Source organism: Prevotella lacticifex, assembly GCF_019973375.1.
GTDB lineage: Bacteria > Bacteroidota > Bacteroidia > Bacteroidales > Bacteroidaceae > Prevotella > Prevotella lacticifex.
This window is the reverse complement of the sequence record NZ_BPTV01000001.1, coordinates 1,476,926-1,500,595: the sequence shown is the minus strand read 5'-3', so window position 1 is coordinate 1,500,595 and position 23,670 is coordinate 1,476,926. Positions and strand designations below refer to the sequence as shown.

At 47.6% G+C, this 23,670-nt stretch carries 19 protein-coding genes; 1 reads left to right on the top strand and 18 read right to left on the bottom strand.

The genetic code is table 11. From position 1 onward, the window contains the following. Positions 1-185 precede the first annotated feature (185 nt). The 11 genes from LDN30_RS05840 to LDN30_RS05790 all read right to left on the bottom strand — a co-directional run bounded on the left by LDN30_RS05840 (position 186) and on the right by LDN30_RS05790 (position 8,512). Entirely contained in the window at positions 186-2,021 is a 1,836-nt protein-coding gene (locus tag LDN30_RS05840) for a ParB/RepB/Spo0J family partition protein (protein ID WP_223928977.1), read from the bottom strand. 36 nt (positions 2,022-2,057) lie between these two features. Next, positions 2,058-2,690, bottom strand: coding sequence for a hypothetical protein (locus LDN30_RS05835; protein WP_223928976.1), 633 nt, complete (start codon positions 2,688-2,690; stop codon positions 2,058-2,060). A 33-nt stretch (positions 2,691-2,723) separates the two neighbouring features. After that, the gene (locus LDN30_RS05830; RefSeq protein ID WP_223928975.1) at positions 2,724-3,005 is read right to left on the bottom strand and encodes a hypothetical protein; all 282 of its coding nucleotides are present in this window, start codon (positions 3,003-3,005) and stop codon (positions 2,724-2,726) included. Between the two features lie 215 nt (positions 3,006-3,220). Next, positions 3,221-3,733: a hypothetical protein gene (locus LDN30_RS05825; RefSeq protein ID WP_223928974.1), complete on the bottom strand. Its 513-nt coding sequence runs from the start codon at positions 3,731-3,733 to the stop codon at positions 3,221-3,223. Further along, on the bottom strand, positions 3,730-4,284 hold the full coding sequence (locus LDN30_RS05820) for a glycoside hydrolase family 19 protein (protein ID WP_223928973.1): 555 nt from the start codon (positions 4,282-4,284) through the stop codon (positions 3,730-3,732). Before LDN30_RS05820 ends, LDN30_RS05825 begins: the two co-directional genes overlap by 4 nt. Positions 4,285-4,312: 28 nt before the next feature. Beyond that, entirely contained in the window at positions 4,313-4,903 is a 591-nt protein-coding gene (locus LDN30_RS05815) for a hypothetical protein (protein ID WP_223928972.1), read from the bottom strand. Between the two features lie 33 nt (positions 4,904-4,936). After that, positions 4,937-6,184: a methionine adenosyltransferase gene (metK, locus tag LDN30_RS05810; RefSeq protein ID WP_223928971.1), complete on the bottom strand. Its 1,248-nt coding sequence runs from the start codon at positions 6,182-6,184 to the stop codon at positions 4,937-4,939. A gap of 12 nt (positions 6,185-6,196) precedes the next feature. Beyond that, a complete protein-coding gene (locus LDN30_RS05805; protein ID WP_223928970.1) occupies positions 6,197-6,754 on the bottom strand; it encodes a phage holin family protein in 558 nt (185 codons plus the stop codon). A gap of 128 nt (positions 6,755-6,882) precedes the next feature. Further along, positions 6,883-7,458 carry a dUTP diphosphatase gene (locus LDN30_RS05800; RefSeq protein WP_223928969.1) on the bottom strand — a complete coding sequence of 192 codons (576 nt, stop codon included), beginning with the start codon at positions 7,456-7,458 and terminating at the stop codon, positions 6,883-6,885. Then, the gene (locus tag LDN30_RS05795; protein ID WP_223928968.1) at positions 7,434-7,916 is read right to left on the bottom strand and encodes a hypothetical protein; all 483 of its coding nucleotides are present in this window, start codon (positions 7,914-7,916) and stop codon (positions 7,434-7,436) included. The genes LDN30_RS05800 and LDN30_RS05795 overlap by 25 nt, the downstream gene beginning before the upstream one ends. A 110-nt stretch (positions 7,917-8,026) precedes the next feature. Continuing rightward, complete coding sequence (locus LDN30_RS05790) at positions 8,027-8,512, bottom strand: D-Ala-D-Ala carboxypeptidase family metallohydrolase (RefSeq protein ID WP_223928967.1); 486 nt, start codon at positions 8,510-8,512, stop codon at positions 8,027-8,029. Positions 8,513-8,799: 287 nt separating this feature from the next. Between LDN30_RS05790 and LDN30_RS05785 the strand changes: the two genes are divergently transcribed. Next, the gene (locus LDN30_RS05785) at positions 8,800-9,981 is read left to right on the top strand and encodes an ISAs1 family transposase (protein WP_306421505.1); all 1,182 of its coding nucleotides are present in this window, start codon (positions 8,800-8,802) and stop codon (positions 9,979-9,981) included. Between the two features lie 445 nt (positions 9,982-10,426). Here the strand turns inward: LDN30_RS05785 and LDN30_RS05780 are convergent, their stop codons facing one another. From LDN30_RS05780 to LDN30_RS05750, 7 genes are all read right to left on the bottom strand, one after another. Beyond that, positions 10,427-10,657 carry a hypothetical protein gene (locus tag LDN30_RS05780; RefSeq protein WP_223928965.1) on the bottom strand — a complete coding sequence of 77 codons (231 nt, stop codon included), beginning with the start codon at positions 10,655-10,657 and terminating at the stop codon, positions 10,427-10,429. 142 nt (positions 10,658-10,799) lie between these two features. After that, entirely contained in the window at positions 10,800-11,255 is a 456-nt protein-coding gene (locus LDN30_RS05775; protein WP_223928964.1) for a hypothetical protein, read from the bottom strand. Continuing rightward, positions 11,252-11,752 (bottom strand): hypothetical protein, encoded by a 501-nt coding sequence (locus tag LDN30_RS05770; RefSeq protein ID WP_223928963.1) that lies wholly within the window; start codon positions 11,750-11,752, stop codon positions 11,252-11,254. The genes LDN30_RS05775 and LDN30_RS05770 overlap by 4 nt, the downstream gene beginning before the upstream one ends. Positions 11,753-11,764: 12 nt before the next feature. Beyond that, the gene (locus tag LDN30_RS05765) at positions 11,765-13,057 is read right to left on the bottom strand and encodes an RNA-directed DNA polymerase (RefSeq protein WP_223928962.1); all 1,293 of its coding nucleotides are present in this window, start codon (positions 13,055-13,057) and stop codon (positions 11,765-11,767) included. A 436-nt stretch (positions 13,058-13,493) separates the two neighbouring features. Then, positions 13,494-21,974, bottom strand: a complete 8,481-nt coding sequence (locus LDN30_RS05760; RefSeq protein WP_223928961.1) for a leucine-rich repeat domain-containing protein — start codon at positions 21,972-21,974, stop codon at positions 13,494-13,496. Between the two features lie 20 nt (positions 21,975-21,994). Beyond that, complete coding sequence (locus LDN30_RS05755) at positions 21,995-22,504, bottom strand: DUF6712 family protein (protein ID WP_223928960.1); 510 nt, start codon at positions 22,502-22,504, stop codon at positions 21,995-21,997. After that, entirely contained in the window at positions 22,504-23,670 is a 1,167-nt protein-coding gene (locus LDN30_RS05750) for a hypothetical protein (protein ID WP_223928959.1), read from the bottom strand. Before LDN30_RS05750 ends, LDN30_RS05755 begins: the two co-directional genes overlap by 1 nt.

Sequence of the window (23,670 nt, the reverse complement as noted above, 5' to 3'; positions counted from 1 at the left end):
ATATGCAACTTTTTTTAGACTGGTGGATAATGGTTGTGGTACAAAAAGGAGGTGAACTCACATGAATGAGCCACCTCCAAAGATTAGCAAATAAGAACTCCTCTAAACATCGGAGCCTTGGGGTCACTCCCTTTTCGGGAGTTTATCATAGAGCGGAGGGAGAACTGGCTCCCTCCGTCTTGGGTTTATTCTGCTGAGGGAGCTTCATCTGTCTGCTCATCAGACGGGACTTCTTCGGTGGCTTCTTCTGCCTCTGTGGGTTCCTCTGTTGCAGGAGCTTCGCTTACCTCTTCCTCTGCAGGAGCGGCAACCGTGTTCTCGTCTGGTGCATCGGCAGGTTCTTCTTCGGCTGGAGTTTCCTCCTCGACAGGTTCTTCAACCTTGACACCCTTGAGTTCATCGATGCGAGCCTTGCAAGCCTTACGCTGCTTGTCGTACTTCTCAGCCACCGACTTCTCCAGCTCTTCCACATTACCCATCTGGTCATCGCAGAGGGCAATGAGCATGCCGGCAAGGTCGTGTGAATAGCATACCGACTTCTCTGACAGATACTGCTTCATGAACTCGCGCTTGATCGCATTGCGGTGCTCCTCAATCTTCTTGGCGCATTCCTTGTATGCGCTCTCGTTATTCGCCCACTCGATGCCGATGCTCTTCTTGAACTCATACGACAGGCGCTTCATGATGATTGCGTGGAAGAGTTTCTGCTCTTCTGGACCGAGAGGGGTGTTCATCGTGGAGTACGATGACTCAGCGAGCAGCTTGCGCTTTTCCTCGATGAGTTCGTCATGCTCCTGCTCATCACACTTGAGCATCTGGTCTTTCCACTTGGTTATCTGCTCTTTCTTGGAGAGAGACTCGCGTGCATCCTCATTCTCCTTTGGAGCCGAGAATGTCCACTTGAACTCACCACTCAGTTTGCCGTCAAAGCAAACCTCAAAGACTTTCTCGACCAGTCCGTCTTCCACGTTGGAGTCAAAGATAGCCTTGGCATGGCGATAAGCCTGCATACGCTTTTCATAGCATTCCTTGTCAGAGAACTTGCTCTCGTCTGGCTCAATCGGCTCAAAGACATACTTGCGGTCGTCTGCATTGATGAGTTTGAGACCTGCGGCACCTGCTGCGGTTATCCACTTCTCGTTGTTCTTGCCTTGATATACAAGGGTCAGCCCGGACTCCTTGGCGGTACGGAGAATATGCTCCAGAGTCTTTTGTCCGAAACATGCCGAGTCCATACAACGTGGACGGTCAACGTCCTTGAATGAGTCCGGCTTGTTCTTTGTGTTGAGCGGACAACCCTCGCAGCCACGACCACAACTGAATGAGCAATCCTTGATGTCAAACTTGGCTGTATCGAGGAACTGCATGACGTGTTCGTCAATCATGTCGTGGAGGATTTCCATCTTCAGTATCTTCTGAGTCCAGCGTGCAATACAAGCTGGCGAGAAGCACTCTTCGTAGAGTTTCTTCTGCTGCTCTACGGTCAGCTTGCAGATGTCCAGGAGGTGAACGAGATAAAGGGTTCCGTCTCGCATGAGCTGGACAAACTCGTCAATGATATTGTTCAACTGGATGCGACCTGTCACGAATGAGGTGGACTTGCCGAGCATCTTTGCCATGTCAGCGACACTCATCGTTCCGTCGTTGTACAGCTTGGAGAGGGCTGCTGCCTCCTCGATGGGGTCAACGTCCTTGCGCTGGAGATTTTCTATAATCATCGCTGCAAAAGCCTGCTTGTCATCGAGGTCCTTGATGATACACTGGATTTCCGATGCACCATTGAGAAGTGTGGCACGGAAGCGACGCTCGCCACATACAATCTCATACTTGGTGTCGCTTCCTTTCGGACGCTTGCGGATGGTGATGGGCTGGACGAGTCCGTGCTCCTTGATGTTCTGTGCCAACTCTGCCAGAGACTCCTGGTCAAAGGTTTTACGTGGGTTGAGTTCGCTCGGACAAATGTCCGCTACTGGAATGTTCTTAACCGTGATGTTCTTCGGTTCTTTGTTCTTTGTTTGCATAATCTTAACTTTTAGAATGTGAATAATGTTAGGTGGTTAATCGAGCCATGAGAGGGTTTGTGGCTTTTCTTGCTTGCGCCAACTGTTGAACACATAGTCGTTGATGAAGTTCTCGTAGGAATACGTCTGGGTATAGCCCTCACCCTCACGTTCCGTGTCAATGTCACCTTCCTCATACTGCATCGGCATGATGATACATTTGAGCTTTGTTCCGATAAGAACTGAGCAACGGTTTGGCTCACTGTTGTAGAACTTTATCTTGTGAGGATCGCCTGCTACGAGCAATACGTTACACAGACGCATGAGTGTGCGGACGTTATAGCCGACTCCGTTGATGACCACGCGGTCATTCTCATTGGCGTTCTCCTGTCTAATCTGCCACTGGCACGCATCACGCAACTGCTTGATGTCGATGTTCAGCTTCTTGCCGTAATTCTCTTCACTTGGGAAAACAGCATCAACGTTAGGATAGCGACCCTCTATAACGGTACCGTCCTGGTGAACCGTCTTTCCGTCCAGTTCCGGCTTACCCTCGCCATAGATGACGAGCACTTTTCCATCGGTGGCATAACACCTTTCACTCTCGAAGTGAACTCCGTCCGGTAATGAACGGAGTTCGTCCTTGGCACAAATGTTTGTGAACAAGGCTTGGATAACTTTTTTGTCCATTTTTGTTTAGAAATAAAATTGTGAAAAAATAATTTAAGATAAATGGTTGTAAAAATCAGCATAGCCCATAGCTTGCTCTTCTTCCTGTTCCCAGCACCACTTATAGAAATCGTAGTGCTCAATCGTTTCGGTGATGTAACCCAACCTTACCGTCAGTTCCTCAAATTTCCTCTCTGCTGCATCGAGAGCAGAAAGTGTGCGTTTGCAAGGATTGCCGTTGTACTTGTTCTCACATTCAACGATGACATTCTTTGCCTCTACAATTTGCTTCTTTAAGCGTGTAGCAATTCCTTTGAAAGTTCCGAGACTCTTCATAATGTTTGGAGTTTTAAGTGATAACTTATTTATCTTATTTGCTACCACAAAGGTACGACAATTTTATCAAATATGCAAACTTTTAGGCAATTATTTTTATCAAATATGCAACTTTTTTCATTGATAGACAATGAGTTACGGACATAAAGAAGCCCCATGCACGTCTGCTGCGAGCATGGGGCTAAAACCTCAGAAGATTTGTTTATTCAGTTTGCTTACGGACGAGCCGCTCGATATTTCGTAAACACCCAATATGCGAGAATCGCCATCAGGATGACGAGAGCAACACCATACAGAATGTACGCGTAGTATAATGGCTGCTTGGTTTCAGTCTTGGTGATCTCTCGCCTTGTTTTACTTTGGGTTACTTGGTTAGCAGACTCTTCCTTGGTGGCAGAGATATTTTGCTTCGTCGTCGTTTCTTGTGCTTTCTTACTACCCTTGCGCTTGGCTTCTGTGATTTGGGTCTGGCGCAGTACCGGTGACTTGCCTGTGCTGTCAGCCTTCGCTGTGTCGTACTCCGTGATAATAGTCACGGTGAACACCTCCGTGCTGTCGTCCTCATTGGTTTTCGTCTCGGTGGTAGTCTGAATATCGACCTGCACATTACTGGTCTGCACAAGCGAATCCTTTTTCTCCTCCTCAACAACCGTTTTTGAACTCCGGCATGAAGCAAGAAGGAGTGCGACAGTAAAGAACGCGAGACAATAGATAGTCATCTTTTTCATACCAGTTTCTCCTTTCTTGCTCTTTGCAGATAAAGTGTTCGACGCTCCAGTCCGTTATATCCACCATTCACCCTCTTGGTCACTGCACGCACATCATCCTTGTCGGCAAGTGCAAGGCAGCCGCTCTTCCAGAAGAACCAGCAAGCGGTCATTACTGCAAGACGGGGTTCAGCAACCTTTTCCGGGTGAGCCAGGACATCAATATCCTCCTTCAGAGTGGTTCTGATATAATCGTTGAACTTTCGGTAGTTAGCAGTCCCTGTGAGCTGTATCAGCCCACGACCTTTGTATTTCTGCCCATCACCGTCTGCTGCCGGAGTGTTACCAAGTGCAACTGCAAGTCGTCCCGTATCGTAAGCCTTGCCGCTTGCGATCTCCGTGTTATATCTAAGCTCCCCACTCTCAAGAGCCACCTGGGCAATGAAGTGTTGGCACCTCAGCTGGGTGTTAATACCGAAGCGAGGCATAAGTTCGTTCAAGTATGGCAGGTACTTGTCGATATTCGATGATAAGGCATTGGGCATTATCCTTTTTAGTTGCTCTCCAGTCATAGTGATGGAATTTATTTAGTACGTAAGATTATTCAATCGTATTTACCTCTCCTGTCTTCGCGTCAACAGCAACGAAGCCAGTACCCACTTGACCGAAGATGAACTGCGGATTTCTTTGCCATGGTCCCAAAGGATTTCGCAGGGTCACTACTTTAGAGTGGGGTTTGACGATGTTCGCTTCATTGAGTTTCGTAATGGCATCCTTGAGAGTAAGTGCTGTAGGTAATTTAATGGGCACACATTCAAGCCAGTAGTCGTTCAGTTTCTCAACAACGGCATCTTGCCCATCCCTCATTATGGTAATTACTAAGGGTTCTGCGTAGCTTTGGAATACCGTCTTAACCTCTACGACATTCAGCTCTGTGGCTGCATCTACATAGCCATCAAGTAAGACTTGGGCTTCATAGAACACAGGACTCTCGCTGTTGGCGAAAGCGTACTCTGCATCGAGAGTAAGCACCTTCTCGAAGTCGTAGCCTGTTGTGGGAGACCCTACATCGGCAATGCTGGTTTCTGTTTCATTCCCAGGGCTTGCTCCGTTGGTTGTCTTGTTTTTACAAGCAACCATTGTTACGATGGCAATCATCATGATGCACATCATTGATAAGATTTTCTTCATGTCTTTTTTGTTTTTAATTGGTTAATAATTTGATTATTTCAGGTTCAGTGCCTGTTTGATTGTGTCCACCGCATCGAGACGCTCCCATGTGAACTCGTCTTTCTTTGCTTCACGACCGAAATGTCCGTATGCTGCAGTGGGTTCGTACTTCACATGCTTCAAATCGAGATTGCGAATGATAGCATAAGGTCTGAGGTCAAACACCGTTGCCACCATAGAAGCCAGCTCGGCATCAGTGAAAGGAGTGTGGTTGGTTCCGTAGGTCTCTACGTTCACGCTCGTCGGCTCTGCGACACCAATGGCGTACGACAACTGAATGAGCATCTGGTCAGCTACTCCGGCTGCTACCATGTTCTTGGCAATATAGCGAGCCATGTATGCTGCAGAACGGTCAACCTTTGAAGGGTCTTTTCCACTGAAGGCACCTCCACCGTGAGCACCCTTGCCACCATAGGTGTCAACGATAATCTTACGACCAGTCAGACCAGTGTCTCCGTGAGGACCTCCGATAACGAACTTTCCTGTCGGATTGACAAGCAACTTCGTGTTCTCATCGAAGAGAGCCACAAGAGCATCGTCTGCGATGGCTTCCTTGACACGCTGCAGGACGATATACTCCACGTCATACTCAATCTGGTTGTGCATCATTTCGTCAACCTCTTCCTGCGACTCCGCGCCTTCTGACTTATAGAACTCGTCATGCTGCGTGCTGACAACGATTGTATCAATGTGAACAGGCTTGCCGTTCTCATCGTACTCCACTGTCACTTGGCTCTTGGCATCAGGACGGAGGTATTTCATCTGCTTGCCTTCCTTGCGGACTGCTTTCAGCTCCAGGAGTATGAGATTGGCAAGATACAAAGGCAGAGGCATGTAGTTCTCTGTCTCGTTGGTGGCATAGCCAAACATCATGCCTTGGTCTCCGGCACCCTGCTTCTCCTCGTCTGCACGAACGACTCCACGGTTGATGTCTGCGCTCTGCTCATGGAGAAGATTGATAATACCACAGCAAGTGCCGTCAAACATATACTCCGGCTTGTCATAACCGATGCGCTTGATCGTCTTACGTGCAACTTCCGGAACGTCCACGCTTGCGCTGGAACGCACCTCTCCTGCTATTACTACCTGGCCAGTGGTCACAAGCGTCTCACACGCTACCTTTGACTCTGGGTCTTTTGCAAGGTAAGCGTCAAGCACTGCGTCCGAAATCTGGTCGGCAACTTTGTCGGGGTGTCCTTCTGACACAGCTTCCGACGTAAAGTAAATGTGCTTTTTGTTCATTTGAATATTGATTTATTGATTTGATATTTTCCCTTTGAACAATTCCAAGATGGCCTTCCACAAATCGTGAAGGGCATCCGTGAAGTCTGTCTTTGGTCGTCCGTCTATCACTGCGAGATTTTCCAATATGCTGATGAAGTACTCAATCACGAAATAGATGAGTATAAACAGACGCACGATGTCAAAGAACGTTGCTCCGATACTATTGATCCAACCATCACGCGATTCACATTCAAGGGTGAATGAGTTTGCTATATAGACCAAAATCATCCATATCGCCACCTTGATAACGCATCTGCTGAAGCGGAAGCTCTCGAACTTTTTCCCGAGCTTCTTACTGGCTTGGATTCCAGTCACTGTCTCTGTGATTACTGCAACAAACATGGCAAGCACAATTACCGGACCCAAACCGAGATATTTGCTTGTAAATGCGAGAATACTGCTGATTAATATAGATGGCATTTGGAGATTATATTTGAAAGACGGGCATAATGACAGACAGAAGTCCTTTATGCTCGCGTAGTCGTAGCTGTGAAGGAATTTCGTGATAAACTGTATGAGTACGTTCATTGTTCGTATTCTTTTTATTGCAAATGTACTGAGTAAATCTCTTTTTACTAAAAAAAAGAGAGCCGACATAGTGAACGATGAAGTTCAGCAATGCCGCCTCTCAATTTCCTTATTACAGGCTAAGACTGTTACTTCCTATCAGATGTTCCAGAGTGTCCGAAGCCACCTCCCCTGTCCTTGCAAGAAAGCTCATCCACCACTTTGAAGTGAGGACGCAAGACACGATAGAATGTCAGTTGGGCTATGCGCGTTCCTGCTTTGATGACAAACCCCCGATCATCATTCTTCACAATGACACCAATATCACCCTTATAGCCCGGGTCTATCTTTCCGTTGATAACGTCAGCATTATAACGAAGCACACCGCTTTCGGTAATTCTCCAGGGGATGAACCCCCACTTCAAAACCCAGCGATGGCGAGTACCGAGTCCCTCCATTCCCTTTGCCGAGAAACCGCTGCGAGGCTCTACCTTGCCCTCCACACAACGAGGGAGGTTTAGTGAAACGTGTGTTGGTACTATCGTGCGTGAATGTGGCGCTACATACGTGTTCTCAGGAACATACAAATCATAACCGATAGAGGTTTTGTCTGCAGGCTTCGGGTGTGTGCATGAACCTAACTCCTTCAGTTCTATTTCTGGCATCCAGTCGAATGGATTGCGAATCTCCGTCTTGGAGATTATTTTTTCGTTCTTTCTTCCCATTTTGGACCTTCTTGATATTCTTTGATTAGACTTTCTGTTTTTTCTTCCATCAGAGAGCCGATACTCTCTTCAAGCTGCTTGATGTATCGCGACCTGCGACCACAGGAGCATAACGCTCCGTTTTTTCTCGATGTGGCAATCTCTTTACATACCGCCATGCAAAAAGCACACTCTGACTTCTTGATGAAAGACTTTTTGTATTCCTCAAGTGTCTTGACGAGTAACTGCATCCGGAACTCTTCACGTTCCTGGTAATTCCTGTCCAACTCCTGCAGGCGAGACAGGACGTTCTTGTTGTCCTCGATACGCTTTACACGATAAAGCTCTGCCCATCGGTTGGTAAGAGAGGTGATAAGACGAAGCACTTTCTCTTTGCCTATAAACGGCAACCATTTCGTCTTGTTGAGTTCCGCTGTAACGACTTCCGTATCACGGCTGAATAAACTGTAATCTTCCATATGATATAATTTAAGTTCCCTAAATGACTTTAGTCACCGTCCGGCTTGGGGAGCCTTCTGGTGACCTTTTTATCGCCTGTATGGCGACCTGTACTCTGTATGAATGATGCTTACGGATTGTAGTAACGAGACCCTTTCTGAACACCGTAGTAATTCCACCTTCCGTTAATCTTCTTGGCATAGAGAATATTCTTACGCTGTACTCCACTTGTGCCACGCTTCCACCCGATGTGAATCCACGAAGCCACAAAGTTGATCGGCTGCTCAATGATTATCTGATCGAAGTTGTGGGTTTTGCTCCACTCCATGACTATTCGCTGGAGTGCTTTCATGTTACCGTCCACAGGTTTAATGTCGGCAGCGTAGCCATACATGTGTGAAGAGGTCGCTGCACCTCCAACCAACTTGTTTAGCTGCTTGTTCCTGTACGCACTTGATACTTTGATGCCCTTCCCGTATGCGTCACGGATAGGCTGGAGCATGTTCTCTACAAGCTCTTTCAGATGTGCAAGACTTGCGGCATCAGGAGTGTTGTCAATCCCTGCCGCTGTTGCATGTTCACTGCGGATAAGTTCCTCCAGTAAGGGCTCTTTCATTTAAGCCGACATAGAAGACAATATGTCACAATGTAATCCGTTTAAATGAATGTGACGATAGGCACAAACGCCCGAAGGCGGTTTCTCAACCGCCAGGCTCTTAATACCTTTTGTCATATATTTTTATTTTTGAAGAGGGGGTTTATGGTATTTGTGCGATTAGTGCACTTTGTGCCCCCTCTTCTTTTTACACTGCAAAGATACAAAATAATTAGCTAATAACCAAACAATTACGCACTTTTATCATCTCGGATGCAACTTTTTCTTCCCTATAAGGGATTAAGAGTTTGGCGGTTGAAAAACCGCATTTGCTGAGCCGAGATTTGTTAAATTTTATCCACTCAGTACCAGATTATCGTAGGATGAACAAAGGCAACTGTAAACACAAGTTGTCCGACATGCTTCTGCTGGTTATTTTGGCCAGGGCATGCGGCTGCGAGACTCGCAAGGACATTGTGGCCTTTGGAACGATCCATTTGAGCTACTTGCAAGACCACCTCGGCATTCTTGCTAAGGGATGTCCGTCCGAGCCCACACTTTGCAGGATGGAAGGTGGAATCGACGACATTACTTTGGCCTCTTTGGTTTCGACATTATCACGAAAATACGTGTCGGAGCATGATGGAGCAAACAGACGGCACATTGCAATTGACGGCAAGTTCATGCTGGGTACGAAAATTGGCGACGGACGCTCTCCTGATGTTGTGACTGCTTTCAGCGTGACCGACCGGTTGCCGCTTGACACTGAAATGTGTGAGGTGAAAAGCAATGAGATAAAGGCTGTGCCCAAAATCATAGAGCGGGCTGACTACATGAATGGATGCGTTATAACTGCGGATGCCATGTCGTGCCAAAGTTCTATCATCAAAGGCATCGTCGGGAAGGGAGCTGACTATCTTATTGCGCTGAAAGCCAACCAGAAAGCAGCAAGATGGTCGGTAGAGGACGCTGTGCCTACGCTGCATCCTAACGACGAATGGAAGACGGAGTGGGAACTTGCCCACGGGAGGCTGTACCAACGCCGATGCCGTGTATATTCAGACATATCCGGTATCAAGGTGCTTGAAAAATTCCTCAATGTCAAGGCTGTGATTGCCATAGACACGCATACGATTGAAAAGAAAAGCGGAACGGAACAAAAACAGACGAGGTACTATATAACCAGTTTGGAAGAAAGGGCACAGACTTTGGATCGAATCAGCCGCATGCACTGGGGAATCGAGAACAATCTCCATTGGACGCTGGATGCAAGAATGCGCCAGGACCGCACAAAGAGAAAAGAAACAAAGTCGGCCAGAAACTTGGACTCGATCCAGAAGCTTGTTTATATCATCTACACCATAGCCTCCAAAAAGCACCTGCCAGAGACCATCAGAAAGAGGAAAGAACTCTTTAAAGTCAAGTTCTCAGCCATTGCATCTTACGCCAAGAACAGCTTGGCCTATGCTATTTCTCTTCTCAGTCTGTAGAGGTCGTTAATTTTGAGGGATATATAATAAGCCCTAAGCTACATCCAGCTTGGGTAGGGGATACTTTATCCATTGGTCATCAGACCTTTACTACAAATAGCATTTCTGCGGTAAAGCGGAGACTGAGCAACAATCATGCCATGTCAGTCTAAATTTAAATGAAAGAACCGTATTCCTCCAGTGTGAAATTCTTTGAGATTTTAGTTGCCATGTCTCTTTCTTTTGTAATAACGTACTTTCACCCACCACTCAACAATGTCGATGGTGTAAAACCAGCCGACAAAGATGGCGAAGATGAACATCTGCGATACCTTCGGTCTGCAGTCTCTCTTTTTCCAGACCGTACTATACCTCCAAAGCATGATGCCGAATGACACCATGCTTCCGAGTAAATGGATTTTGACTGCAAAGACAATGAGGTCCAGGAGCCAATCGGTTAGTAGATTCATTTGCCCTTCTGGTTCTTTAAGATGTAAGTTTTCTTGTTTTCCTTATAGACCGCCTTTATAAGACACCACGCACAAGCCACAAGGCAGAGTTCCAAGAATAAGCCCATGCCGCGTGTGCCGTTGATGAAGTGAGCCACTGTCATAGAGGAAACGCACCCAAAAATAATTACTGCAATGATTGCACTTGCGATGTCTTCAGTGAAGAAGATTGTGATGTTCTTTTTCATGAGAGGTTGCTTTTTTGATTACTTATTTATCTTATTTGCTACTGCAAAGATACGACAATTTTATCAAATGTGCAAACTTTTGGGCAATTATTTTTATCATTTATGCAAATTTTTCCAGCAGGCTTGATTTGGTGTGCCGAACCTAAAGCAAGCAGAATACCAACAGGTCTATGATACAAGCCATTTCCAGCCAGAACTTATAGTGCCTGCCGGCGCTTTTGACAAGCCAGAACACACAGGGCACCCAGCCAAGCAGCAACAGAGGAGCATTTAAGGCTATCATAATCTGGCTGCAGATACCGAAGAACAAGGCTCCTGCAATATGGACCTTCTCGTTGCAATCCTTACCAAGTGGAGCAGCTCCCACGAACAGTACTCCGGCTATGGAAAGGAAAGCAAGAAACTTCGTGTTCTCGGAGCAGTGGTCTATCATCTGAGCGATATTCAGAAAGCCCACCGAGTACATCACCAACGTAAAACACACTTCGTGTGGCAGCTTGAAAACTGTTTGCGATATGCTTTCCGGTATGCCGTACTTCTTGATATACCAACCGAGATACAGACCCATGATGATCGTGGCTATAAGCGTTGCAATCATTCCTCGTCCTCCTTCATTAAAGCATCATAATCCACTGAGTCTTTCTCAGCCCACCCTTCGTTGAGCGTCTGGTTGACGTAGGCTATTGCCTTCGTGAAGAAATCCGTGAACTCGTCCATGCCTTCAAAGGTATGGTACACCGGCTTGCCTTCTGCATCCTCACCGAGCTTGAACTTGACAGGAAGCGTGGCACCCTGCGTCTGCACTGCAAGGTCATATGCCGCTTTGAAGTTGAACTGGTTTTCCGAAGAAAGATAGACGTTCTTGCCGTTCCAAGAAAAACCCTTCAGGATCCTCTCGTCTGTAAGAGCGTTAACAGTGTCTTCGATGTCCGTTTTCAGTTCCTCGACTGTCGGCAAGTTGCGATACCTTCTGCGCCAGTTGTAGCCATTCTCTCCATCCTCACCATAGCCAAAGATGAGTTCGTACTTGTTGCGCCCTATCTTGTAGAGCCCGTCCTGTCGTGCTGTAGCACCATAGATTTTCTCTAATTTCATATTCGTATTTATTTAAGTGAATATATATCGAACCTTCCCGTTTCCGTAGCTCTCACTCTTGATGACGGTGCCGAACGGAATCTTGTGCATTTCACTCAGTCGTCTTAGGAAATACAACTGCTGCTTGTCTGCAGTGAAATACTTGGCTGGAGTCCCATTGTCATACTTAAATGACACCAGGGTACGCTTGCCGTTAGCAGTATCTACGTTCTCTTCAAAATCCGTGATGCTGATGTGCATGTTTGTCAACTGGTGCAACTTTATCGTCTCACCAGCAAACCGCTTTTTTCCATCATCTGCCACATACTGCAGCCCGAAGTCTTTGAACTCTTCCATGTCTTTTCCTGTTAGCGTTCTATATAAATGTTTACAATCACCCCACTTCGCCATGCCCTTGAATGAACCGATAATTTTCTGCCTGCGCTTACGGCTCTTTATTCGGGCAAGTTTCCGTGCGGCTTTCTGTTTAGTTCTCTTTCTTAATCTCGAATGGTCGCCATAGTCGATATACCCAAGGAAATCATTTCCCTCTGTCGTAGGCTTTACAGCCTCACTGGGCTTTATCTCCAGTCCAAGACTCTCTATCTCTTCATGGATGATGTCTCGGATATGCCAAAGCCACTTCTTCGTTGCACCATACACGCGTATGTCATCACAGTAGATATAAAGGTAGCGAACACCCTCTTTCTCCTTTAGCCTGTGACCCATCTTTGACAGGAGCATATTGCCGAAGCACTGCGATGAGCGCAATCCGATGGAAAGTCCTTTCGGCATGAGCCTTATAAAACTCTCCAGCATCGGCAGCACCACTGGGTCTTTGATATAGCCCTTCAATATTTCAAACGTCAGGTCTTGATCTACGCTCTCATAGAACTTTCTGATGTCGCACATATAGAAGTACTTCGTTCCCTCTCGGTCATGGCGCACGTCCGTCCGCATCTTACGGTATAGTCTGTGCATGCCACGTCCTTTGATGCTTGCAGCAGAAGTCTTGATGATAGTCGGGTAGATATACTTCTCCACCACTCTCATCACGGCATTGCAACCTATTCTGTCTGTCACACTGGGCGACTGTATCAACCTACGCTTAGGTCCGTCTTGTACCCAGAACTGTTCGTAATGAGTGATCCGAAAGGTGCCGGAGCCTATCTTGGCAGTCAGCCGTGATATGATACCCTCTCTTTGTGCCTCATAGTGCTCACGACGCTCTTTCGACTCAAGGCCACCTACAACCTCATCAAAGGCATCGTCCATGTTTCGCCTATCGATGATTTGCGGTAATATATGACCGTATCTTTTACTCATTCTGAATAATCCTTCATTCCGCAACCGTTAAGACTTTCAGCCAATTTCTTGTTTACTCACCTATCATAGGTTGCACCTTTGGTTTTTCCGCTTTCCAATTCTTTCCATTTCTTTGCAGACTGGAGAGAAATTGCTGTTGCCGAGGCTCGGACTTGTCAGCCATTGTCATTGCCTGTCACGCAAGCATACACCATAGAGCTGATTAACTTGTTTGCGAGACGCGCACCGTTGTTCGTATTCGAGTTCGAAGAAGCGTTGTTCGCGTTCGCATAAACGCAACCGCCATTCGCATTCGCATTGTTGTTCGCACGACCAACCACGCGCCATGAGGAAGTCCTCTACCTTTTTTCATCCTCACACTTGGGGACGTTTTTTGGCTCGGGGGCAGGGGGCTTTTTTTCTTTCCCCCTGCCCAACGTGCCACGTTTTGCGCTGCTTACTGCAGCTCCGGGTCTATTTCGCTTTCGTTTGCGAATCTTCCGCTGAAGGCGAGACGCGCACCGTCGCTCGCATACGAGAACGAAGAAGCGCGGAGCGCGCTCGCATAAACGCAACCGCCACTCGCACCCGCATTGCTGACCGCACGACCAACCACGCGCCCACCAGTGGCTGTATAGTAATTACCTGCTGCATAACAGGTATTCCACCTGCTACTGTCAGAGTTACAACTGCTCGCAATGATGTCGCAGTGACGACCATGCTTCAGACGGGCGATACAAACACCCGAATTAGTAATACCCTGCACAGTGCGCTCCGTATTGGTATGTGGGTCATAGATATGCCATACAGCATTGACCGTACCCGACTGCGGACGTTTGTTTCTTCTCCATTCGAGGAAGCTGCTGATGTTCACACCGACGTAGTCCATGAACTCCCAGTTACAAGCCACCCATGCCTCAAGCTTCCAGATCTTGTTCATTCCGGAAGTGGTATCATGGCTACCATAACTGTCAAGTTGGCCAGTGGTATAGCCTGCGGAAACACCCATACCGTGTTTCGCCTGGTCGTCTCGGTCGCCTATCCAGCACTTCGAGAGGATAGCAATGGTCTTGTTCTGGTCGTAGCTGACATCATGATAACCCTCTCCACGCAGATAACAGAGATTATAGAAGTCCTGTCCAGTGTAGTTCAAGGCTCCAACTGGCTGATTGGTCGGCATTCCGTCGGCATCGTAGGTCCATTCCGATGATGTGGTGCTCGTTCCAGTGCCTCGCTTTGTCACCTTGCCGGAAAGCGAACGGATGAAGCCGAGGTCATCTATACTTGCGCCATAGATACCTATCACCTCAGAGTAGTGCTTCTCCCAGCCCGGCTCAATAGCCTCAATATCGCTACTGTCAACGGCAAAGACAGGATGACCCTCATCAGACAGCGCACGGATGCAAGTGAAGTATATCCACTTGGCACCAGTCGGCACGTCTCTGTAGATATAGTCACCATTCTCGTTCTTGAAGTCCAGCGGACATGCCGTTGTTCCTGTTATCGAGAGAGCATCTTTCTGTAGAACCTTTCCATCACTATCAACGAAGATGCTGCCGTAGGTGGCATTATTCAGACCGATGTAACGAACCTGCTTCATTCCCTCGACATCGAGACGATACACGGCACACGATGACAGAATGGCAATATGCGTCTCATCGGAGAAAGTATCGCCCACGTTTATGCTGCCAATGGGTATTCCCGAAGCATCAGCATAAAGGAGCTCAGACAAGACACCCTCCTTCTTCTGCGTCCATGTGGCTTCCGGCTCAGTGACAAAGGCAGACAAAAGTGTGTGCTTCTCCTGTCTCTTGAAGTCGTTGATACCTTTGTAGTAGAAGTTAGGAATGTAGATGAAACAGTCATAGCCTTCACCAAGAGCATCGGTATTGTCAAAAGCGGAACCGTCTGGGAACTGCTTATAGTTTTCCTCTGACAATTTGGTGAGTGTCATGGCTTTTGTCACCTTGTCGAACTGACCTTTCACAGGAACACTCTTGGCGCGTATCTTGAGGATATGGCCGCTTGGCACGTACTCGTTATTATAATCATAACCAGTCTGGTTATCCAAGTTCGTGATGTTCTCTGTGTCGCTTTCGAGGTCATACTCCTTGTAATCGCTATACAATGAGTTGCTGACGGTCAGAAGTGGGAAGTAAGCCCGTATCGTTGCAAGCTCGCTGTCCTCTATCAACGTGTTCAGAATCCACTTTCCGCTAAGACCATCGCAGCCAGTAGTGAGGTCTGAAGAGAATCCTCTTGCTCCGCTGGCAATCAACGCACGCAGAATAGCCACGTCGCCAGTTACCTTCTTCTCCTCCAGCGATATTTCGCTGATGCTGCCGTTTGCAGAGACAATATCAGACAGCAATTGTACGGCATCCAGTTTCGGACAACCTGCCACCTGTACACGTGTCACGTTTGCCAAGCCCTCTATTGTCAATCCACCATTAGGATAGCCGATATTGGGGAGGTTGACAAAGATAAGGTCCGTCATGGTTGCAGGAAGAGAGATTGTCTGCAACGGTGACGATTGTGCAGGAGTGAACGTGCGAAGCTGACTGCCGCTTGCAAGCACTTTCTTCAATCGAGGACAACCGCTTGCGTTCAGCGTCATAATTCGTGTACTTCTTATGTCTATCTCCTCCAGGAATGGCATCTGTCCGAGGCTCAATGCTGACAAAATATCATCAGTATAAGCAGGAGTGTAGCTTGCGCCACCGATGATCAGTTTCCTTAACAGGGTGCAGTCGGCAATCATCCAGTTTGAGTTCTTCGGAGTACAGCCGCTCAAATCAAGTTCGCTCAGCTTGTCTGCACCAAAGATGTAAATCAGCTTACCACCGACACCGGTTGCTGCTTCCGTGAAGGTGTGGCTCTCGCCTGCTTGCAGATAGCACGAATACTTTGCGCTGCTGGTGCTATCAACACCCATACCGAAGTAACCGTCCTGTGCTGCCGTAATCTTAACCGTAATCGGTCCCATCACACGCGCCTGGAAGAAGTGCTTGAACAGGTCACCTGTCTGGAAGTAACCGTCACGATATGCGAAACGCTTGCGTTGGAAAGCTGGCAGACTCTCAAGACGCAATCCGTGCAATGCCGGATAGTGATTGTCTGCCGCAGTAGCCGTTTCGATATACTTACGCTCTCCATCAAAACTGCTCACCACCTTTGGCCACTTCAAGATGCGGTATGTCATCCAGTAGCGATAGCAACCGTCAGCACTGAAAATCTCCAGTCCTGCATTGGTCTTTGTATTTCGCATAGCTGCTGCCGTATCATGGAGAGTGAGCTGCGTGCCGGCATTGTCAATCCAGACACCCTTCCCCTGCTCAAAGAGCGCATAAGTCTGCTGGAACATCACACCGTCCCACCCTTGATATAGATGGCTTGAACGTGCGTCCATGTCCCAAGGAATGGTCAGGTAACAGTCATTGTCTGCTTCGTCAACGCTATCACCGTCATACCAGTGGTTGAAGTAAAAACGCATGCTGCCATCAGTCTCCTTATAGACTGCTTTCATCATATTCTTGGCTCGCTGGTCAACAGTAGCCTTATAGTCGGATCCTACGATGTAGCAGTTTGTGGAATACGGATTGTAATACTTGTGCATTTCGTGCTGCCACTTCAACAGACGGTTAGCCTTAGTTCCTGCTACAGTGTTTCCATCAAGGGTTATCGTAGTGCTGGCACCAGCACCGTTGAAGATTTTCTCGCTGCCATCGGGGTTCAGTGCGGCATTCTCCTCTTGATTGTCGGTGAGGTTCTGATTACACTGCTGACAGAACAACAGCTCACGGAACAACTGGTAAGGTACTTTCTTGCCCTGTGCATACAAGTCGTTCAAGTCATCATCATCCGGATAACGGCTCTCGTAATATGTTGACCAGATAGGCACATCGCCATCGTCGGTATGCAGCGTTTCAAGCATGTCATCAACGCTGTTCACACCCTGCTGCCAACAGAACTCCTGGTACTGTCGGTACTCGTAGCACTCAACTGGGTTAAGCACCCTTCCGACAATCACCCACTTCCCGGTGCTGCTGTCGTATGTCATGCTGCCCGTAGTATCGCGCCATACACCACCTGTGTACTTGTAGTACTTATTATCGGTGCTGCGATAGACTGTTGCCCAGTCGTAACCGTTTACATCGTCTGCAGCAATCTCAGCGCCTGTCTTATCAACCTCCTCGAACTCTGCTACGGCATCGGTCTCTGTCATGGCACCTGTTCCGTCATTCTCTATGAAGCGCGTTTCTGGACCACAGAACTCACTTATCATGTAAAGAGTACCAGGAATAAGTGTTGCGGAACCAGCCAGCACCGTAGCCTTGTAATCATCGATGTTAGTTCCTCGCGGTGTAACAATCTCTTTGAAATCGCCATAGTTCACACAGCCTTTGTTGTAGCCGGGCACATCCTCAAAGCCGAAAAAATGGGGATTGCCCTTGTCGGCATTGAAGTTAGCCTTGCTGTGGAAATAAGCGTTCTCAGGAAGTGTTGCTGCCTCAGAGCCTTTGTCTTGACCGATACGGTAGTCAGTACGGAACAACGCGCAGGTAATACCATCAATTGAGGTGTGCAGCTCCTCGCTACTGTCAGTGTTGAATATCTGTGCAGGTGTCATGTAGTTTCTGCCCAAAGCAATCTGCACATCGTTCATTTGCTCCATCAGCGCACAGTTGTTGGCACCTGCACTGTCAGAATAGTCCACCTTGATAGTAATGGTGTTGATAGGGGTGCTGCCGTCCTTGATGCGGATCTTCTTCTTTGAAGCCAGTCGTACTGCATCGTCATACTTTGCAAGAATGGTCTCATCACCATTGTACATGCGGCTCACCTCCTCGCGTGTATGCAACATGACAATACGCTTGGCTTTCTTCGCCTTGCCTTTCTTGTTCTTGATGGCATAAGCAAGGGTCGAAGTTCCTTGGTTGGTCACAGGAATAGCCTCTATCTTACAGTCTGCCCAAGGACGGTCGGGGAAGTAAAGATACCAGTCCATTATGACGGTAGTCTTTTTATCCTTGATATTCTCGATATAGTCTGGATAATATATCTCGCTATCGCTTACTGCAGAGCCATCTTTGCTCAAGTTAGCGTCTGAAGTTCTTGTCTCGACACAAACCATCACACCACGGTCAATCAGTCGCTGCATATCGGGACGCGGTTTTGTGGTACCCTCAGCCGTTACGTCTATCATAACACGGTTCTGCTCATACTCTTTAAGCATAGCCTGCGTGTCCGTGAGGTTCACGATATAGTTGTTGAACGCTTGAATGAAGTCATAGTAAGTGTTCCAACGGACAATCTCGTACAGATACAGGTCTGCATCAGTACCGTCAAAGTGAATGAAGTCGTCGAAGTTCGGGAAAGCACTGGACGTATCGATAGGAACACAAGCGGCCATGTCACCATTCTGGAACACCTTGCAGAGCATGACACCACTGTATGGTGCTCTTGACTGCGGCTCTATCACGATGTCAAAGCGATATACCACGTCATCGAGATACGATGTGGCAGCGGTAGTGAATACAGAAGCCAATGCCTCGTCAGTATCACCGTTTGTAGTGACGATGAACTTCTCACCAGTAAGCACGAAGCCGAGACGCTCACCCATACAACGGATGATGCGAGCCTTGCGGTCTGCAATATTCTTAACCTTGAAGGTCATAGAGAGAGCCAAACCGTTTGTAGGAATTGACGTACTCTTGAATGGCTGGTCGTTAAATACGGCTTTCACATTCTCTGCCACACGCAACGACATGCGACCACCGCTCTGCTCTGTTCCAAACGTGTCAGGTACAAAGCCGTTGGTTGAATAGTTTGAACCGATTACCTCCAGTTCCAATTCTGTCCCGTCAGTTGCCGTTGTCTTGATCGTCTTATCGGTGTCGGTATTGCTGCGCCCTGCAAGACTGATTTTGTAGAATGCTCCCTCGGTCTCTGCGATGTCGAGCAAGGAACCGTTCACCTGCACTTCTCTCGTCTCTGGCAGCGAAACCAACCCACACACAGCATCGAATACCAGCGTGTCACCGTTGTTGTAGCCAACAATACGCTTCTCGATAGTGTAGTATCTGTTGCGATACATTGCACTTTCGGAAATGGTCTCACTGACTCCTGTTGTCTCGTCAGTTATCTTGACCTGCACGGTAGTCGGGTTGGTGCTGCGCTGATAGCAGGCAAGGTCTATCTGCAGCGTCTCAAACAGCTTCACCTCACCGTCCGTGTCATCACTCCAACGAGCGACAACAATAGGTTTGTCGTAGTCCGCAACGTCCTCACGCTGCTCAATCACCATGACTGCGGTATGCAGGATATTACCCCTTGTGCCACTGGCAACATCGGTACCCTGTATGCGGATAGGATATGCGCCATGCCCCATGCCTGTCGGGTCGATGCTGACATTGTGAGGATAGGTATCTGTAATGACTATCTCCTGCAGTGTTTCCCACGCATTGTTCTTATATATCTCAATCTTGGTGCGTATGCCTCGATCGGAAGCGTTGTTCGGGAAACGGTACATGGGGATGGACGTTCTCGGACCACCAACCTGTAATGATGTCTCTCGCGTGTAGTTGAGCGTCTGAACGCTAACACACGTCACATCGATAGCGACCATGCTAAGATTCTTAGTTGCTGTGTTGCCACCATCATCAGTGATGATTGCCTGCAGAGGTATTTCTCCGGCACTCTGTCCAAGATTGCTCAGGTCAAACTCGAAGGAATAGTCGGACATCGTAGCACTCGAAGCCTTACGAGGATTGAAGCTGGCAACCGTGTTCTTTGTGGTGCGATTGACGAATACGACACTGGTGATAGTGTTAGATGTTTCTTGGCTACCTGCCTTCGTTACAGACATGATAGCTGCTTTCACGAGGAATGAACCTCCAGCCTTTCCGTAGAACGGATTGTCTCTGAAAGCCACGGCAATGGTCGTACCGCTACCGCCACCGCTGCCGGAACCGACGGGGAACTGTATCTCATCACCTACATCTTCGCCTCCTGCATTGACGAGTTTCAGCTTCACGACTCCCTTTGTTTCTGTATCGACGCTGATACCTGCAGGGGTATGAGTGTATGCGCCACCAGTAGAGAGTGCGTCTGTGCCACCCTCTTCTGGCTCATCTGACGTCTCGACCTCTGAGCCACCGCCAAAATCTTTCCAAAGCCCGACTTCTCCAAAGCCGCTTATCTCACCTTGGAACTGTTTGGTCTCCATCACGTTCTCAGCCGTGCGATAACTGATGACAAGTCCTTTCTTGGCATAAGTGACACCAGTTTCCTGCTGATAGGCTACCAGGCGAGCGACTGCAGTCTCTAAGGTATAGAACTCTCCAGCCACTGGCGCACCGATGAGTCCGTCTATCACGATGTACGATTCACTGCCTGCTGCCAACGAACCGAAATCCTTCCACGACTCTGTGTTGAACCAGTTTATTTCATTCACTGTCTTACCAATAAACTGGTATGTTTTCCAGATACCGGCACCTATCTCAAATGAAATGATAAGACCTCCGACGGCTTTCTTTGCGTTCCATGCGGCATGTACTGCACTGATGCCTGTATTCTCAGTATCGCAAAGCACGTAGAAGCCGCTGATGGGGACTTCGTTTGTCGCGTTGAATATGCTGCCGATAGAAGAACCACCGACCTGCTTCAGTCCTTCCGTCGCGTCATACATAAACAGATTGTTATTCAGGATATACTGCTTCTCACTGTATGGACTGTTGGTTTGAGGCTGCATCCACTCGTCCATTGTGTTCCATGAATTATAGTATTTGCCATCACGTTTCACAACGAACTGCTCATGCTGTTCCGAGTAATACACCTCCGAAGGAATCACATTCGTTACGCCCACTTGCTGGAAGGTAATATCACCCTGTACGATACCGCCAAAGCGGATCGAGTGATGCTCCCTATTGCTATCTTCCACCGCCTTACCACGACCACCGTCAAAGGCTGTGCCTGCCACCTCTCCTATTTCCAGAGAAGAGCCTACGGCTGAGAGTTCCTCTCCGTCATATTTGTACACTTTGTTTCCGCAAATGAAGAGCGCTTCATCATAAACTTCGACATCTTTCTTTACCCATCCTACCGCAGCACCCGGACGCGGTCTTTTATACTCCCAATTTTCGAACTGGTTTTCTTCTGTAAAATAATACAGTCCAGGTGTTGGATTTTCTACGTCTACAGGTGATTCATAGATACCTTGTAGGGTGTAAGTATATTTTGTGGCTTCTAATGTCTCTACTCTCCCGGTTAGATTCTGGATGTACTCCGGCTCCAGCTCTTCCGGCAAAGGCTTACAACTTGTTCTTGTGGTCCCGTCAGCCAAAACTTGAAAGACCACGATACTGTCGATAGGCGCATCGTCTGCTCCGTCGCGTCTGCTCCATGCTACATAATTAACCCCTCCACAAGTTATATTCTGAATGATTAAGTATTTGTCGTCGTCCAACTGTCTTTCGGCAAAGGCTTCAGACGTCTCAATAATTGCGTTATTGTTAGCAAACGCAGGGAACGCATATACAACAGCCTTGCCAACTTTGGCTTCCAGGTTATTAAGCCCACCTCCTACATTTTGAGCCGTTGTCATTGCATTTGCGCCTGCCTGCCTTGCTGCTTCAATCAAATTCTTGAGGGAAGTCAGTAGAGCAGGAGTGAAAACACCTGCAGTAGATTCATTTGCTGACGGAATAGCAAATGTGCATTGCACAACGCTCTCGTTCCCTTTCCCAATGCTCAGATTAACATTGACAACGGATGCTGTCGGATTCGTCGATGGTGTGACGCTGACCATCGATACGTTCTGTAATTCTTTTACGGCACTAACAAGCAGGTTCCAGTTTGAATAAGAGAGAATGCCTTGCTCTGTTGCTCCTTCATTTGCCACTTTACCGCCAATGGCATCGATATTTATTAAGCTCATTTTATATATTGTTTTTTCAGTTAAACTCCTATTTTGCGTATTGTGACACCTCCGACTGCAAGTTTGGTCTTACCTACCACCTTGATAAGACCGACTTCCCTGCAAAATGCAACGCACTCCTGCAAATAAGCATTAGCTACTTCCATTGCGTTATTGTAGGCATCGGACCTCTCCCTTGATGATATTCTGCTGGAGTAGTCATCATTCTTTATGACAGAACCAAATCTCGTTGATTCAATGTCGCCAGACATAAGATTTTGGGCAAAAACGAAATAAGAGAGCGCAACGCGAAGCCCCATGAAACCATGTATCTTTTCTCTCTTATCTCTGTAATTACCACCGCTGAGCAACAACGTAATGTTATTGTCTTGCTCTTCGCTGAGTATTCTGTAAAACAATTCATCACCGATGATGGGCTTTATATGTAATTGCTCAGCTTCGGTGATGAACGCAGTCAGTTTCTCATCGGCTACCTTGCCGATAGGACGACCGAGCGTCCTCACTTCTTCTGGTTTCAGTATATGCTCCATTACTTTTCGTTTGATTGATAGACGAGAGGTTGTATCTCATAGTCATCTGATGGGTTAGCTTTCTCTTTCCAATGCTCAAAGATGCGCTTTAAAGCACGGCTGATCGCGCGTCTTGGGCTGCTGGTGTATGAGCTGTAGAACTTGAATGCTTCGGACATGATTTCGGTTGAAAACCCAAGTGAGCCCTCGATGATACGATAGAACACTTCCTGCCCGAAAGCGATATAAATGCTCTTGGTCACACTCTCCTCCGTCATAGAAAACTTCTTGTCGAAGTTCTGTGCCTCAAAGCGTGTGAACTCTGGCTTGTCCTCGTCCTGTTCCACCGTCACGTCCATGATTGCGCAAGCATTCTCATCACCCTGGAAGATGTCGAGACTCTCACTGATACTGGACGCATTACTTTTTTCATCCAACGCATTCCCGTTCTCGTCGATACCGAGCGACGTTCCCTTCTTGTGGACGAGCATACCTGCTACGAGGAAGTTGTTCCTTACGTTACGATACTTCACGTTGTCAAGACCCTCATCGGTAGAGAGATTGGTGACAACCTTATCGTAGATAGGTCTTGGGTACTCCCACTTTCCGTCCATAGAGAACCAAAGGATTTGTCCACGGTAACTCTCGATACCTCCACTCTTGATTATCTGTGCCTGCACAACCTCTCTGCGTGGGTTGAAGGTGTAGATTTTCTTCGTGTTCTCTCGCGTTACCTGTATGTACTTTCCCTTGCGACTCTTATGACCGGTCCAGTCAGGGTGGTAGTTTATGAATACGACACTGCCATCGTCTGTTTCCTCCTCCAAACGGCACGCTTCAAAGGGGATATGGCTAAGCTCGACAATCTCTCCCAAAATATTATAGTTCACATGAAGGGCGAAACCATGATGCATCGCCATGTCATGAGCAATAAGTCGGAAGATGTCGTCAACCGTTTCACCGGCTCGATTGCAGACGTATTCTGAAAACTCGGTATTATTCAACCCGTTGCCCTCAATGAATGTCTGATAACGCTCACAACAAGCACCTCCAGTGTGAGAACTCTGAATGAGGTTACGCATCCTCTGCGGATAAAGATTGTCCTTTCCGTAGAGCTGGATATTCAACGAACTGCTGTACCCAACGTAAACGCGCTTCTGTGACTTCTTTATGTTATTGATATTCAT

Coding starts and splice junctions, on each gene's coding strand:
- metK (WP_223928971.1), bottom strand. CDS start 6,184: ATGAACAAAAAGCACATTTACTTTACGTCGGAAGCTGTGTCAGAAGGA.
- LDN30_RS05840 (WP_223928977.1), bottom strand. CDS start 2,021: ATGCAAACAAAGAACAAAGAACCGAAGAACATCACGGTTAAGAACATT.
- LDN30_RS05820 (WP_223928973.1), bottom strand. CDS start 4,284: ATGACTGGAGAGCAACTAAAAAGGATAATGCCCAATGCCTTATCATCG.
- LDN30_RS05755 (WP_223928960.1), bottom strand. CDS start 22,504: ATGGAGCATATACTGAAACCAGAAGAAGTGAGGACGCTCGGTCGTCCT.
- LDN30_RS05770 (WP_223928963.1), bottom strand. CDS start 11,752: ATGAAATTAGAGAAAATCTATGGTGCTACAGCACGACAGGACGGGCTC.
- LDN30_RS05835 (WP_223928976.1), bottom strand. CDS start 2,690: ATGGACAAAAAAGTTATCCAAGCCTTGTTCACAAACATTTGTGCCAAG.
- LDN30_RS05825 (WP_223928974.1), bottom strand. CDS start 3,733: ATGAAAAAGATGACTATCTATTGTCTCGCGTTCTTTACTGTCGCACTC.
- LDN30_RS05830 (WP_223928975.1), bottom strand. CDS start 3,005: ATGAAGAGTCTCGGAACTTTCAAAGGAATTGCTACACGCTTAAAGAAG.
- LDN30_RS05760 (WP_223928961.1), bottom strand. CDS start 21,974: ATGAGCTTAATAAATATCGATGCCATTGGCGGTAAAGTGGCAAATGAA.
- LDN30_RS05750 (WP_223928959.1), bottom strand. CDS start 23,670: ATGAATATCAATAACATAAAGAAGTCACAGAAGCGCGTTTACGTTGGG.
- LDN30_RS05775 (WP_223928964.1), bottom strand. CDS start 11,255: ATGATTGCAACGCTTATAGCCACGATCATCATGGGTCTGTATCTCGGT.
- LDN30_RS05780 (WP_223928965.1), bottom strand. CDS start 10,657: ATGAAAAAGAACATCACAATCTTCTTCACTGAAGACATCGCAAGTGCA.
- LDN30_RS05815 (WP_223928972.1), bottom strand. CDS start 4,903: ATGAAGAAAATCTTATCAATGATGTGCATCATGATGATTGCCATCGTA.
- LDN30_RS05765 (WP_223928962.1), bottom strand. CDS start 13,057: ATGAGTAAAAGATACGGTCATATATTACCGCAAATCATCGATAGGCGA.
- LDN30_RS05790 (WP_223928967.1), bottom strand. CDS start 8,512: ATGAAAGAGCCCTTACTGGAGGAACTTATCCGCAGTGAACATGCAACA.
- LDN30_RS05800 (WP_223928969.1), bottom strand. CDS start 7,458: ATGGGAAGAAAGAACGAAAAAATAATCTCCAAGACGGAGATTCGCAAT.
- LDN30_RS05805 (WP_223928970.1), bottom strand. CDS start 6,754: ATGAACGTACTCATACAGTTTATCACGAAATTCCTTCACAGCTACGAC.
- LDN30_RS05795 (WP_223928968.1), bottom strand. CDS start 7,916: ATGGAAGATTACAGTTTATTCAGCCGTGATACGGAAGTCGTTACAGCG.